Origin of the sequence: Variovorax sp. PMC12, from assembly GCF_003019815.1 — a bacterium.
Taxonomy (GTDB): domain Bacteria; phylum Pseudomonadota; class Gammaproteobacteria; order Burkholderiales; family Burkholderiaceae_C; genus Variovorax.
The window spans coordinates 511,840-525,364 of sequence record NZ_CP027774.1; the positions used below are offsets into that span (position 1 = coordinate 511,840).

Consider the following 13,525-nt stretch of genomic DNA (forward strand, 5'->3'; position numbering starts at 1 on the left):
GGCAAAACTCCCGGGGTTCAATCCTGGAGACATCCCAATGCAAAGCATCCGACGCCACCTGGTGTGGCTGGTCGTGGCCGTGGCCGGCGCGTTTTCGCTCGCCACCGTGGCCCTGACCCGAGGTGAGAGCGTCAACGCCCTCTGGGTGGTGGCCGCCGCGATCTGCACCTACCTGATCGCCTACCGCTACTACAGCCTCTTCATCGCCGACAAGGTGCTGGGCCTGGACGGCAACCGCAAGACGCCCGCGCACCGCCACAACGACGGCCTGGACTACGTGCCGACCGACAAGAACGTGCTGTTCGGCCACCACTTCGCGGCCATTGCCGGCGCGGGCCCGCTGGTGGGCCCGGTGCTCGCGGCGCAGATGGGCTACCTGCCCGGCCTGCTGTGGGTGCTGGCCGGCGTGGTGTTCGCCGGCGCGGTGCAGGACTTCATCATTCTCTTCATCTCCACGCGGCGCGACGGCCGCTCGCTGGGCGACCTCGTGAAGCAGGAGATGGGCGTGGTGCCCGGCATGATTGCCCTGTTCGGCACCTTCATGATCATGATCATCATCCTGGCGGTGCTGGCGCTGATCGTGGTGAAGGCGCTGGCCGAGTCGCCGTGGGGCACCTTCACGGTGGCGGCCACGGTGCCGGTGGCGCTCTTCATGGGCGTGTACCTGCGCTACCTCCGCCCGGGCCGCATCGGCGAGGTGTCGCTGATCGGCTTCGTGCTGCTGATGCTGGCCATCTTCGGCGGCCAGGCCGTGAGCCAGAGCCCCGAATGGGCGCCGCTCTTCACCTTCGACGGCAAGGCGCTCACCTGGATGCTGGTGGGCTACGGCTTCGTCGCCGCGAGCCTGCCGGTGTGGCTGCTGCTGGCGCCGCGCGACTACCTGTCGACCTTCCTGAAGATCGGCACCATCATCGCGCTGGCCATCGGCATTGTGTTCGTGATGCCCACGCTGCAGATGCCGGCCGTCACGCAGTTCGCGCAGGGCAACGGCCCGGTGTGGTCGGGCAGCCTGTTCCCGTTCCTGTTCATCACCATCGCCTGCGGCGCCGTCTCGGGCTTCCATGCGCTCATCTCTTCGGGCACCACGCCCAAGATGCTCGACAACGAGCGCCATGCGCGCTTCATCGGCTATGGCGGCATGCTGGCCGAATCCTTCGTCGCCGTGATGGCGCTGGTGGCGGCCTCGTGCATCGAGCCGGGCATCTACTTCGCAATGAACAGCCCGGCCGCGCTGGTGGGCAGCACCGCGCAGCAGGCGGCGCAGACCATCTCGAGCTGGGGCTTCGTGATCACACCCGAAATGCTGGTGCAGACCGCCAGGGACGTGGGCGAGACCACCATCCTGGGCCGCGCAGGCGGCGCGCCGACGCTGGCGGTGGGCATGGCCCACATCCTGCACCAGGTGATCGGCGGCCAGGCCATGATGGCCTTCTGGTACCACTTCGCGATTCTGTTCGAGGCGCTGTTTATCCTCACGGCGGTGGACGCCGGCACCCGCGCCGGCCGCTTCATGCTGCAGGACCTGTTGGGCAGCTTCGTGCCGGCGCTCAAGCGCACCGACTCGCTGCCGGCCAACCTCGTGGCCACGGCACTGTGCGTGGCGGCCTGGGGCTACTTCCTGTACCAGGGCGTGGTCGATCCGCTGGGCGGCATCAACACGCTGTGGCCGCTGTTCGGCATCTCCAACCAGATGCTGGCCGCCGTGGCGCTGATGCTGGGCGTGGTGGTGCTGTTCCGCATGAAGCGCGAGCGCTACGCCTGGGTGGCCGCCGCGCCGGCCGCATGGCTGCTGGCCTGCACGCTCACCGCGGGCTGGCAGAAGATCTTCTCGGCCGACCCGAAGATCGGCTTCCTGTCGCATGCCGCCAGGTACACCGAGGGCATCGCCAACGGCGTGCTCGTGGCGCCGGCCAAGACGCCCGAGGCCATGTCGCGCATCGTGTTCAACGACCGGCTGGATGCGGCGCTGTGCGCGCTCTTCATGTTCGTGGTGCTCAGCGTGCTGGTCTACAGCATCAAGGCCTGCCTGGCGGCACGCGCGGCCAACCGGCCGACCACGCAGGAGACGCCGTTCGAGCCGCTGGCCGCATCGGCCGCGCGCTGAAGCCATGGGCCTCGCATTGCCCGAAGCCGGGCGCTACTTCGCGCGCTCGCTCAAGCAGTCGCTGCGGCTCATGGTCGGCATGCCCGACTACGACGCTTACCTGACCCACATGGCAGCCACCCACCCGGACCGCCCGCCCATGAGCTACGAAGCCTTCTTCCGCGAACGGCTGGAGGCGCGCTACGGGGCAGGCAAGGGGCGCTGCTGCTAGCCAGCGCTTCGTCTGGCGTTGTTCGTGTTCGCTTGACCCGCGCAGAATGCGGGTGATAGCCTGCCCTCGCCTCGCGAGGGGCAGGCTTTTCTTCGTCGAACACCAGCGAACAACACAACGCAACCCATGATTTCTTCCAAGCGCTCATCCGCCACCAAGCTCACCAACAAACCGGCGCCGCTGCGCTCCGTCTGCCACGGGGTGGTGCTTGCATGCGCGCTGCTGGCCGGCGGCAACGCCCTGGCCCAGAAGCCGCACCAGGGCGCGCTCGATGCGGCCACGCAATACAAGGACGAGGCGCTCCAGATGCTCGAGCGCATGGTCAACATCGACTCGGGGTCGGCCAACACCGAAGGGCTCGACAAGGTGCGAGAGATGGCGGTGGGCGAACTGCGCAAGCTCGGCGCGCGCATCGAGACCTTCCCCGCCGACCCGCACCCCGGCACCAACGTGGTGGCCACGTTCACGGGGCAGGGCAAGAAGAAGATCCTGATCCTCGCCCACATGGACACCGTGTTCAAGGACGGCACGGCCGCCGCCAAGCCCTTCTACGTCAAGGACGGCCGCGCCTACGGCCCCGGCGTGATGGACGACAAGGGCGGCGTGGTCGCGGGCCTCTATGCGCTGAAGATCCTGCAGCAGATCGGTTTCAAGGACTATGGGCAGATCACCTTCCTGCTCGACACCAACGAGGAGACGGGCTCCGTCGGCACCAGCGCGCTGATCGAGCGCGTGGCCAAGGAGCATGACGTGGCGCTGAACCTGGAGCCGGGCCGCCCGGCCGACGGCCTCGTGGTCGAGCGCAAGGGCTCGGCCACCGCGCTGGTCGAGGTGAAGGGCGTGGCCGCGCACGCGGGCGTGGCGCCCGAGGCCGGCCGCAATGCCGCAATGGAAGTCGCGCACCAGGTGCTGCAGCTGTCGAAGACGGCCGACCCGGTGAAGAAGACCACGGTCAACTTCACCGTGATCACCGCCAACGGGCCGACCAACGTGATTCCCGCCACCGCGAGCGCCAAGGGCGACGTGCGCGCGGCCACGCCGGAAGAGTTCGACCGTGTCGAGAAAGACCTGGTGCGCATCGCGCAGAACAAGCTGATTCCCGAGATCGAGGTGCGCGTGCGCCTGGTGCGCGGCCTGCCGCCGATGCCGCGCCTGCCCGCATCGGAGAAGCTGGTGAAGATGGCCGAGGGCATCTACGCCGAGATCGGCAAGAAGCTCACCATCGAGAGCAGTGGCGGCGCGGCCGACGCGAGCCTGGTGGCGGGCGTGGGCGTGCCGGTGCTCGACGGCTTCGGCATCGTGGGTGGCGGCATCCACACGCCCGAGGAGTATGCCGAGGTCGAGAGCGTGGTGCCGCGCCTCTACCTGCTGTCGCGCATGCTGATGGACCTGAGCGCGAACAACTGACCCGGTGCAGGCTGCCTTCCTCGCGGCGTTGCGAGGCCGCAGGCTCAGGCGAAGGCTGAGGCCGCCTGAGCCAATTCCAGCTTTTCCCATCGGCGCCGCGAAGAGACGATGCATGCCATCTCATTCGCGGAGCTTGCCGATGTCATCCGAACTCAACCAGATCGCCAGCTGGTCCTTGCGCTGGCGCATTGCCTTGTCGGGCGCGCTGTGCGTCGCGGCCGCGTTGTGCGCCGCGCAGCCGACCGATGCCGGCGCCCAGCTGCATGCCGAGCAGCGCTTCCAGCTGGCCCTCGAAGCGCAGTCGGACCGCGACTACGCCACCATGCTCGACATGCTGCGGCAGGCCGCCGACGAAGGCCATGCCCAGGCGCAGGAGATGCTGGGCATGGTGCTGCTGACCGGCCCGAGCCTCTATGGCGCCGCCGTGAAGGCCGACCGCTGCGAGGCGCGCGCATGGATGCATCGCGCGGCGGCGCAGGGCAGCGAGAGCGCGCGGGCGCAGCTGGTGTTCCTGAACCGGCTGCGCGGCTCGCCCGAAGGGCGCGGCGCCTGCGGCTGAAGCCCGCGCCGCGGGCGGCTGGCCTTCAGGTCAGAATCGGGAGTTGATGGAACTCCGATCCCTGCGCTACTTCATCGCCGTGCTCGAGGCGGGCAGTCTCTCGCGCGCCGCCGTGGCGCTGTATGTTGCGCAGCCCGCGCTGACGGCGCAGATCAAGAAGCTGGAGCTCGAACTCGGCACGCAGCTGTTCGAACGCTCGCACGCGGGCGTCACGCCCACGGCCGCCGGCCTGCAGCTCTACCAGGATGCGCGCAAGCTGCTGTCGGATGCGAGCGCGATGCGCGATCGCCTGCAGCGTCCGCCCGAGGGGCCGGAGGGCTCGGTCACTGTCGCGGTGCCGTTTCTGCTGTCGTCGCTGCTGCTCGGCCCCGTGCTGGCGCGGCTCAAGCGCACGCATCCGCGCATCCGCGTGTTCGTCATCGACGACCTGAGCCTGATGGTGCGCAAGGCCATGGTCGACCGTCGCGCGGACATCGGCCTGCTGGTCGATACCGAGTACCTCAACGGGCTGGACGTGACGCCCTTCGTGCGCGAGCCGATGTTCATCTGCGGCTACGACCCCGGCGGCGACGTGGCCGCGATGACGCTGCCCTCACCGGGCGGGAAGAAGCAGGGGCGGGGCAAGGCCGCCACGTCGCGGCGCCCCATGCTGCCGTTCGCGCGCGCTGCCGGGCTGCCGCTCGTGCTGCAGTCGCGCCGCTTCAGCATCCGCGCGAGCGTGGAGGCGGCGGCGAACGACCTGGGGCTGGAGCTCAACATCGTGCACGAGCACGATTCGGCCCGCGTCATCCGCTCGCTGTACCTCGCGGGCGCGGGCTTCACCTTCTCGCCGGCCTGCGCGATGGCCGACGCGCCGCCTGCCGGCGGCGGCTGGTTCGCCGCGCGCGTGGTGCAGCCGGATCTGGCGCGCACCTACTACCTCGCGACCTCCTCGGCGCGCGAGCCCGACCCCGCGACGCGCGCCGTGATGCAGGTGCTGGTCGACGAGACCCGCGCGCTGATCGACGCCGGCCGCTGGGAGGCCGAGTTCCTGCCAGGCCGGCGCGGCAAGACGGCCGGGCCATAGCCGCGAGCGCAGGGGCTCGGGCTGGCCATCATCTTTTTTGATGGCCGCGCATCAGCAATCGGTATTTGTTGTCCGGCGCCGTCTGCGGCGAAAGTTGCCCGTACCGCGTGCTTGTGGCACGCGCATGAAGGAGACAACCTTGCTGCCCCCAGCCGCCCATGAGATCGCCAATGTCGGCGCGCTCGTATCCCGCGCCGCGCGCATCCACGCCCGGCGCCTTGCCGTCACGAGCGCGTCGCGCGCCGTCACCTACCAACAGCTCGAGCAGCGCTCCAACCGGCTGGCCAACGCGCTGTGCGGCCTGGGCCTGCAGCGCGGCGATCGCGTGGGTGTCTACTTGCCCAACTGCATCGAGATCGTCGAGCTGGAGCTGGCCTGCTACAAGGCGGCGCTGGTGAAGGCCCCGATGAATGCACGGCTCGCGCCCGTCGAGGTGGCCGAGGTCATCGCCAACAGCGAGGCTGCGCTGGTCGTCACCACCGCCGAGCGGGCCGAGAGCTTCCTGCCGCACCTCAAGGGCGCCGCGCCGCGCCTGCTGCTGCTCGACGCCGCCCAGGACACGCCCGCCTCCTACGAGGGCCGCATGGCACTGGCCAGCGACAGCTTCGCCGCCGCGCGCGTGCATGCGGACGAACTCGCGGTGCTGCACTACACCTCGGGCTCCAGCGGCGTGCTCAAGGCGGCCATGCAGACCTTCGGCAACCGGCTCGCGCAATTGCGCAAGTTCTTGATGCGCGCCGACAACCCGCGTCCCGGCGATCTGCTGGGGCTGGTCGGGCCGATCACGCATGCGTCGGGCATGCAGCTGGTGCCGGCCCTGTGCAGCGGCGCGACGATCCGCCTGTTCGCCGGCTTCGAGCCTGCGCGCTTCATCGCCGAGATGAAGCGCGAGCGCGTGACCCACACCTTCATGGTGCCCACCATGATCAACATGCTGCTGGCCGAAGTGCAGGGCCAGTACCGTCCGCTGCCCGACCTGCACCGGCTGGGCTACGGCGCGGCGCCCATGGCGCCGGCGCGCATCATGCAGGCGATGGACGTGTTCGGCCCGGTGCTCTCGCAGGGCTACGGCGCGGGCGAGACCACCTCCGGCGTGTGCGGCCTGAGCGTGGACGACCACCTGTTCGCGCGCGCCGCGATGCCCGAGCGGCTGGCCTCGTGCGGGCGCCCCTTCCTGGAATCGCAGGTCGACATCTGCGACGACGAAGGCCGGCCCGTGGCGGCGGGCGAGATCGGCGAGATCGTGGTGGGCGGGGCCGACGTGTTCGCGGGGTACTGGCGCGCGCCCGAACTCACGGCCGAGGTGCTCAAGAACGGCCGCTACCACACCGGCGACCTCGCGCGCGCCGACGACGAGGGCTACATCTACATCGTCGACCGCAAGAAGGACATGGTGATCAGCGGCGGCTTCAACGTCTACCCCTCGGAGGTCGAGGCCGTGCTCTACCAGCACGCGGCGGTCGACGAGGCCTGCGTGTTCAGCGTGCCCGACGACAAATGGGGCGAGGCCGTGGCGGCGCACATCGTGCGCAAGCCCGGCGCCGTGCTCGACGCCGCCGCGCTCGATGCCTTCTGCGCCGAACGGCTTGCCGGCTTCAAGCGGCCCCGGCGCATCGAGTTCGTCGACGCGCTGCAGAAGAACGCCAACGGAAAGATCGCGCGCAAGGCCATCCAGACGCCGTACTGGGCCGGGCACGACCGCCGCGTGAACTGAGGAGCAGCCAGAACACCATGAATGCCGAAACCATGACCCCCGGGCCCACCTTGGCGGCCGACGTGCGCGCACCGCTCTTCGACGGCCCCTTCGAAGGCTCGCCGCGCGCGGCCGAACTGATCGCCCGCATCGGCGACTTCCTGAACGGCGAGCTTGCCGCGCTGGTGCATGAGAAGGGCATCGACCACGAGCACAGCCCCGACAAGGCGACGCTGCAGCGCGTATGGCGCCGCTCGCACGAACTCGGCTTCTACGGCATGACGCTGCCCGCGCAGATGGGCGGGCTCGGGCTCTCGCTGCTCGACCATGTGCTGATCAAGGAGTCGATCTATTCGAGCGGCTCACCGCTCGCGCCCCATGTGTTCGGCGAGCTCAGCGGGCCGCCGCGCGTGGGTGCGCTCGCGCGCTTCGCCTCGCCCATGCAGCTCGCGAAGTTCATCCTTCCCGTGGCGCAGGCCGAAAAGGCCATCTGCTTCGCGCTGACCGAAGCCGAGGCCGGCTCCGACGCCGGCGCCGTGCAGACGCAGGCGCGGCGCGAGGGCGACGTCTTCGTGCTCAACGGCCGCAAGCGCTTCATCTCGGGTTCGCCCTTCGCGGACTACGCGGTGCTGATGGCCTCCACCTCCGATAGCCCGGAGCGCCGCGATGTCTCGGCGTTCTTCGTCGACCTGGGGCAGCCCGGCGTGGAGGTGCAGTCGGGTTACAAGACGATGGCCGGCCAGTCGACCACCGGCGACATCGTGCTGACCGATTGCCGCGTGCCGGCCACCCACCTCATCGGCGAGACCGGCCGGGGGCTTGCGCTGGCGCTGGGCCGCATTGCCGTCAACCGGCTGCTGCATTGCCCCGGCATGGTGGGCCTTGCCACCGTGGCGCTGAAGGACGCGCGCGACTACGCCCGCACGCGCCGCCAGTTCGGCCGCCCGATCGCGGAGTTCCAGGCCATCCAGCATTCGCTGGCCGACATGGCCACGCAGCTGGCCGCGGCACGCGCGCTGATGATCTCGACAGCGCGCCAGCTCGACGCCGGCGGCGACGCGCGTGCCGATGCCTCGATGGCCAAGCTGTTCTGCTCCGAAGCCGCGTTCCGCATTGCCGATGCGGCGGTGCAGATCCACGGTGGCGAAGGCATCGTGCAGGGGCGCCGCGTGGAGTTCCTGTTTCGCATGCTGCGCATGTACCGGGTGCTGACCGGCACCAGCGAGATCCAGAAGAACATCATCGCGCGCGAACTCATCGGCGAGGCGAAGTAGCCGCCGCACAAAAAAATCCCAGGAGACAAAAGACCGTGCAAAACCATCTCACGCGGCGCGCGCTGTGTCGCGCGCTTGCGACCTCGCCTTTCATCCCCCTGCTGCCGCTGGCCGCCACGGCCGCGAACGCGGCCGACCACTGGCCGAGCCGGCCCATCAAGTGGGTCGTGCCCTACCTGGCCGGCACCGGCCCCGACATCGGCGCGCGCATCCTGGCGGAGGCGGCCGGGCCGTTGCTGGGCCAGCCGATCATCATCGAGAACAAGGGCGGCGCAGCCGGCAACATCGGCGCGCGGCAGGTGGCGCGCGCCGCGCCCGACGGCTACACCTGGATCTACTCGGCCGGGCCCATGGCCGCCAACGTCCGGATGTACAAGAGCCCGGGCTACGACGTGATGAAGGACTTTCGCCACGTCATGCGCATCACCACGTCCGACGTGCTGCTGGTCGTGGGCGAGTCGTCGGGCATCGGGTCGGTGCAGGAGCTGATCGACAAGGCGCGCGCCAACCCAGGCAAGCTCGACTACGCATCGGGCGGCGTGGGTACGCCCTCGCACCTGGGCGTGGAGCTGTTCCTCCATGCGGCGGGCATCACCGCCACGCATGTGCCGTACAAGGGCGCGTCGGAACTGGTGAACGCGGTGCTGGGCAACCAGGTGAGCTTCGGCATGCCCATCTTCGCGGTGGCGTATCCGCACGTCAAAGGCGGCAAGCTCAAGGCGCTGGGCGTGGCGGGCGCGAAGCGCAACCCCGCGCTGCCCGAGGTGCGCACGCTCGCCGAGCAGGGGCTGCAGGGCGTCGAGCTCACGTCGTGGGGCGGCCTCTCGCTGCCGGCCGGCACGCCCGACGCGATCGCGAACCGCATCTACGAAGTGTTCAGCGGCCTGCTCAGGGAGCCGAAGGTGATCGCCGCGCTGACGGAGCTGGGCAGCCAGGTCATGCCGTCGACGCCGCAGGACTACCTGCAGGTGATCCGCAGCGAGATCGACCTGACCGGGCGGATGATGAAGAGTGCCGGGATTTCGCCGCTGTAGCACGCTTGTCTCCTGTGCGTACGCACAGGCGGGTTTCAACGGAGGCCGGTGGCGCAAGGGCGGTGAGAGCATGGCGCGACAACACAGGAGCCCAAACCGATGAACGTCGCCATTCCACGTGTCGCAGCGCTGCTCGCGGCCCTCGTGCTCGCCGCGTGCGCGCAAACCCCGCAGACCTATGCCGACAAGGCCACCGCGCAGGCCGCCGCCAACGCGCAGCCCGGTGCGCGGCGCTCGCCGGCGCAGGTCAGCCCGGTGCCGGTCAACGAGGTCAGCCCGCAGATGCAGGCGCTGATCGCGGGTCCGTATCCGTCGCACTTCAATGCGGCGCCGCGCAACGCGGCCGAGTGGAAGGAGCTGGTCAACCGCCGTGCCGCGCCGGTGATCGCCGCGATTCCGGCTTTGAAGGAAAGGCTCGGCGTGTCCGTGCAGTCCGTGAAGATCGCGGGCGTGAACGCCTTCGTCGTCACGCCCAACAGGATCGCGCCGGGCAACGAGAAGCGGCTGCTGATGCATGTGCATGGCGGCGGCTATGTGTTCGGCCCCGGCGAATCCGCGCTGCCCGAGGCGATGCTGCTGGCCGGCTTCGGCGGCTACAAGGTGGTCTCGGTCGATTACCGCATGCCGCCGGACTATCCCTACCCCGCGGCCATGGACGACGCCATGGCCGTCTGGAAGGAACTGCTCAAGACCAACAAGCCGCAGAACATGGCGGTGTTCGGCACGTCGACCGGCGGCGCGATGACGCTCGCGCTGGTGCTGCGCGCCAAGGCCGAGCGCGTGCCGCTGCCCGGCGCCATCGCGCCGGGCACGCCCTGGTCCGACATCGCGAAGATCGGCGACACCTACCAGACCAACGAATGGATCGACAACATCCTCGTCACCTGGGACGGATGGCTCGGCCGTGCCGCGCTGCTCTACGCCAACGGCCGCGACCTGAAAGACCCGCAGCTTTCGCCCATCTACGGTGACTTCAAGGGCTTTCCGCCGGCGATCCTGACCACCGGCACGCGCGACCTGTTCCTGTCGAACACCGTGCGCACGCACCGCAAGCTGCGGCGCGCCGGTGTCGAGGCCGAGCTCAACGTGTACGAAGGGCAGTCGCACGCGCAATACGGCATCGATGCGAACGCGCCGGAAACGCGCGAGGCGTTCGGCGACATCGCACGCTTCTTCGACAGGCACCTGGGGCGCTAAGTAGGCAGGTCAGGCAAGGCGCCGTCCGACGCGAGATGCCCCACGGGGCCGGTACGCTTCGCGCTCCGATTTCCCCCTGTGGAGGCACGATGAAGCGATCCCTGCGAACTTTCCTGGCCAGCCCGCCGGTTCTCATTGCCGCGGGCGCGGCGGTGGCCTTGCTCATTGCGGGCTGCGCGGTCTCGCCGCCCACGATCCCGCCGGTCAAGCAGGTCGACCTGCAGCGCTTCATGGGCGACTGGTACGTGATCGGCAACATCCCGACGCGGCCGGAGCGCAATGCCTTCAACGCGGTGGAGTCGTACACGCTGCAGCCGGACGGGCGCATCGACACGCGTTTTCGCTACCGCGAAGGCGCGTTCGACGGCCCGCTGAAGACGATGAACCCGGTCGGCAGCGTGGTGCCGGGCACCGGCAATGCGGTGTGGGGCATGCAGTTCATCTGGCCGGTGAAGGCCGAGTACGTGATCGTCGATGTCGACAGGGACTACCAGCTCACGATCATCGGCAGGAGCGATCGCGACTACGCCTGGATCATGGCGCGCACGCCGACCATTCCCGAGCCGGTGTACGAGGCGGCGGTCTCGCGGCTGAAGACGCTGGGCTATTCGACGGACAACCTGCGCCGGGTGCCGCAGCGCTGGCCCGAAGACGCCGCGGCGGCTGCAAAGTAGCCGCGCAACGGGCGTTCAGCCGGGGGCTTGCGCGTTCAGCGCCGCGAAGCCGCGCGCCAGGTCGGCCGTGAGGTCGGCCGGCGACTCCAGCCCGATGTGCAGCCGCACGACCGCGCCGCGCCCGCTCCAGTCGGTCACGCTGCGTGCCGCCCGCATGTTGGTCCAGGCCACGAGGCTCTCGTAGCCGCCCCATGAAGAGCCGCGCCCGAAGAGCGTGAGCGCGTCGACGAAGCGCTCGACCGCCGCGTTGCCGATGCCCGGCTGCAGTTCGATCGACAGCAGCCCGTTGGTGCCCTTGCAGTCGCGCTTCCAGAGGTGGTGCCCCGGGTGCTGCGGCAGCGCGGGGCAGAACACCGTCGCCACCTCGGGCCTGGCCTCGAGCCAGTGCGCCACGTCGAGCGCATGGCGCTCGTGCACCTGCAGCCGCGCCGACAGGGTGCGCATGCCGCGCAGCACCAGCCAGGCGTCGTCGGGGCTCACGGTCATGCCGAAGGCGTCGCAGCGCTCATTGAGCGGGCGCCATGCGGCCTCGGTGGTCGCGACCGTGCCCATCATCACGTCGGAGTGGCCGCCGAGGTACTTGGTCGCGGCCATCGTCGAGATGTCCGCGCCCAGCGCGAGCGGGCGGTACTGCAGGCCCGACCCCCAGGTGTTGTCCGCCGCCAGCAGCGCGCCGCGCGCATGGGCCAGCGCCGCGAGCCGGGGCAGGTCGCACATCTCGTAGACCAGCGAGCCGGGGCATTCGGCGTACACCAGCCGGGTATCGGCTTCGAACAGTTCCTCGATGCCGCTGCCGTCCGCCGCGAAGAAGCTGCTGCGGATGCCGTAGGGCGCGAGGAACGAAGTCACGAGGTTGCGCGTGGGTTCGTACACGCTGTCCGACATGAGCACGTGGTCGCCCGGCTTCAGGTATGACAGCAGCACCATGCCGATGGCGGCGAGGCCCGTGGGAAAGAGCCGCGTGCGGTAGGCGCCTTCGAGTTCGCTCACCGCGTCTTCGAGCGCGAAGGTGGTGGGGGTGCCGCGCGCGCCGTAGCTGAAGACGCGTTCCTCGTCGCGCCGCGCGCGGGCGTCGCGCATCGCGCCCACGCTGTCGAACAGCACGGTGCTGGCGCGCACCAGCGGCGTGTTGACGGGGGCGCCGCCGGCATACGAAGGCGTCTTGCCGGTGCGCGTGAGCCGGGTGTCGAGGGACTGGCCGGCGGGGTCGTCGTGGTGCGAAGCGGACATGGTTCGATGAAGGGCGAAAGTGGGCGGCAGGCCGCTATGTTGCGTCAATCCGCCTTGGCACCGGAAAGCTTGACGATGCGCGACCAGCGTTCGATGTCCTGGCGCAGCTGCGCCGCGAAGGCTTCGGGCGTGCTGGCCACCACCTCGCTGCCGCCGTCGGTGACGAGCTTGGCCACTTCGGGCAGGTGCAGGGTGCGCACGATGGCTTCGTTCAGGTAGGCCACGCGTTCGGGCGGTGTGCCGGCCGGGGCGAAGAAGCCGTACCAGTCCTCGAAGCGCGCGCCGGCGTAGCCCAGTTCTTCCAGCGTCGGCGCCTTGGCGAACACGCCGATGCGGCGCGGGCTGGTGACGGCCAGCACGCGCAGCTTGCCGTTCTGCACCATCCCCGCCACCGACGAGGTGGAGGTGACCAGGATGTCGACCTGTCCGCCGAGCAGGTCGGTCAGGGCCGGGCCGGCGCCCTTGTAGGGCACGTGGGTCATGGCGATGCCGTTGTCCTTCGACAGCACCACGCCGACGAGGTGCGACAGGGTGCCGTTGCCGGGCGTGGCGTAGGTCACCTTGCCGGGGCTGGCCTTGGCCTTGGCGGCGAGGTCTGCAAAGCTCTTGAGCGGCGAGTTGGCGTCCACCACGAGCGCGAGCGGCGCGGCGTTGATCTGCGTGATCGGGATGAAGTTCTTGACCGGGTCGAAGCCGGGCGATGCGTAGAGCGAGGGGTTCACCGCCATGATCGACACCTGCGAGGTGAGCACGGTGTAGCCGTCGGGCCTGGCCTCGGCGACGGCCTTGGCGCCGATGTTGCCGCCCGCGCCGCCGCGGTTGTCGACCACCGCGGCCTGGCCCATGACTTCCGGCAGGCGCGTGGTCACCAGGCGCGCCGTCGCGTCGTTGCCGCCGCCGGGCGGGAAGGGCGACACGAAGCGGATCGTCTGCGACGGAAATCCGTTGCGCGGCGCCAGCGTTTCGGCTGCGGCGGCAGCGGGCTGCAGGGCGGATGCCGCGAGCCAGGCGGCAAGCGCCGTGACACCGGCGAGACGGACAAGATGCGGGATGCGGCTGGCGAACGACATGACAGG

General features: G+C 69.6%; 12 protein-coding genes. 10 read left to right on the plus strand and 2 right to left on the minus strand.

The window, feature by feature from the left end; genetic code table 11:
* The first annotated feature begins 37 nt into the window (after positions 1 to 37).
* The 10 genes from C4F17_RS29840 (at position 38) to C4F17_RS29885 (ending at position 11,219) form a co-directional block, all read left to right on the plus strand.
* Positions 38 to 2,104: a carbon starvation CstA family protein gene (locus C4F17_RS29840; RefSeq protein WP_106938062.1), complete on the plus strand. Its 2,067-nt coding sequence runs from the start codon at positions 38 to 40 to the stop codon at positions 2,102 to 2,104.
* Positions 2,105 to 2,108: 4 nt separating this feature from the next.
* Complete coding sequence (locus tag C4F17_RS29845; protein WP_081269276.1) at positions 2,109 to 2,315, plus strand: YbdD/YjiX family protein; 207 nt, start codon at positions 2,109 to 2,111, stop codon at positions 2,313 to 2,315.
* A 126-nt stretch (positions 2,316 to 2,441) separates the two neighbouring features.
* The gene (locus C4F17_RS29850; RefSeq protein ID WP_234383160.1) at positions 2,442 to 3,722 is read left to right on the plus strand and encodes a M20/M25/M40 family metallo-hydrolase; all 1,281 of its coding nucleotides are present in this window, start codon (positions 2,442 to 2,444) and stop codon (positions 3,720 to 3,722) included.
* A gap of 139 nt (positions 3,723 to 3,861) precedes the next feature.
* Positions 3,862 to 4,281, plus strand: a complete 420-nt coding sequence (locus tag C4F17_RS29855; RefSeq protein ID WP_106938063.1) for a sel1 repeat family protein — start codon at positions 3,862 to 3,864, stop codon at positions 4,279 to 4,281.
* Between the two features lie 46 nt (positions 4,282 to 4,327).
* Positions 4,328 to 5,347: a LysR family transcriptional regulator gene (locus C4F17_RS29860; RefSeq protein ID WP_106938064.1), complete on the plus strand. Its 1,020-nt coding sequence runs from the start codon at positions 4,328 to 4,330 to the stop codon at positions 5,345 to 5,347.
* 124 nt (positions 5,348 to 5,471) lie between these two features.
* Positions 5,472 to 7,061 carry an AMP-binding protein gene (locus C4F17_RS29865; protein ID WP_106938065.1) on the plus strand — a complete coding sequence of 530 codons (1,590 nt, stop codon included), beginning with the start codon at positions 5,472 to 5,474 and terminating at the stop codon, positions 7,059 to 7,061.
* A gap of 17 nt (positions 7,062 to 7,078) precedes the next feature.
* Positions 7,079 to 8,314 (plus strand): acyl-CoA dehydrogenase family protein, encoded by a 1,236-nt coding sequence (locus tag C4F17_RS29870; RefSeq protein WP_106938066.1) that lies wholly within the window; start codon positions 7,079 to 7,081, stop codon positions 8,312 to 8,314.
* Positions 8,315 to 8,349: 35 nt separating this feature from the next.
* Positions 8,350 to 9,348 carry a Bug family tripartite tricarboxylate transporter substrate binding protein gene (locus C4F17_RS29875; protein WP_199852023.1) on the plus strand — a complete coding sequence of 333 codons (999 nt, stop codon included), beginning with the start codon at positions 8,350 to 8,352 and terminating at the stop codon, positions 9,346 to 9,348.
* A gap of 99 nt (positions 9,349 to 9,447) precedes the next feature.
* A complete protein-coding gene (locus tag C4F17_RS29880; RefSeq protein ID WP_106938067.1) occupies positions 9,448 to 10,545 on the plus strand; it encodes an alpha/beta hydrolase in 1,098 nt (365 codons plus the stop codon).
* 89 nt (positions 10,546 to 10,634) lie between these two features.
* Positions 10,635 to 11,219, plus strand: a complete 585-nt coding sequence (locus tag C4F17_RS29885) for a lipocalin family protein (protein ID WP_106938068.1) — start codon at positions 10,635 to 10,637, stop codon at positions 11,217 to 11,219.
* Between the two features lie 15 nt (positions 11,220 to 11,234).
* Here the strand turns inward: C4F17_RS29885 and metC are convergent, their stop codons facing one another.
* Complete coding sequence (metC, locus tag C4F17_RS29890; RefSeq protein WP_106938069.1) at positions 11,235 to 12,449, minus strand: cystathionine beta-lyase; 1,215 nt, start codon at positions 12,447 to 12,449, stop codon at positions 11,235 to 11,237.
* Positions 12,450 to 12,493: 44 nt separating this feature from the next.
* Positions 12,494 to 13,519, minus strand: a complete 1,026-nt coding sequence (locus C4F17_RS29895) for a Bug family tripartite tricarboxylate transporter substrate binding protein (RefSeq protein WP_081269285.1) — start codon at positions 13,517 to 13,519, stop codon at positions 12,494 to 12,496.
* Positions 13,520 to 13,525 lie beyond the last annotated feature (6 nt).